The sequence below is a fragment of the Arthrobacter sp. Y3223164 genome (assembly GCF_059091005.1).
Genome location: NZ_JBNHGF010000989.1, coordinates 1 through 274 on the forward strand (window position 1 = coordinate 1; position 274 = coordinate 274).

The following is a 274-nucleotide window of genomic DNA, read 5'->3' on the forward strand; positions in this document are numbered from 1 at the left end:
GGCGAGCCGCTGCTGGTGCTGGCCTGGATCGGTGCCGTGGGGGCCCCGCTGGGCCTGCTGCTGACCGCCATGTTCTGGCCGGGCGCCCCCTTCACCGCGGTGCTGGCGCTGGTGGCCCTCTTCGTGGCCTCTGCGGCTTACCTGCTCTTCCGCCTGCCCACGGAACGCGACGGGCACGACGACGGGGCGCGCGTCTAGCGCCGGCCGTGGAATCAGACGGAGGCCCCGCGGGCGAGGTCCGCGGCGCCGATCATCCCCGCCTTCGGTCCCAGGC

Annotated in this window: 1 pseudogene; it reads left to right on the forward strand. The window is 75.2% G+C overall.

Features of this window, described 5'->3' with window-relative positions:
• Window positions 1-198, forward strand: a pseudogene (locus AC5RUJ_RS19040) (hypothetical protein); the annotation flags it as partial.
• Window positions 199-274: the final 76 nt, after the last annotated feature.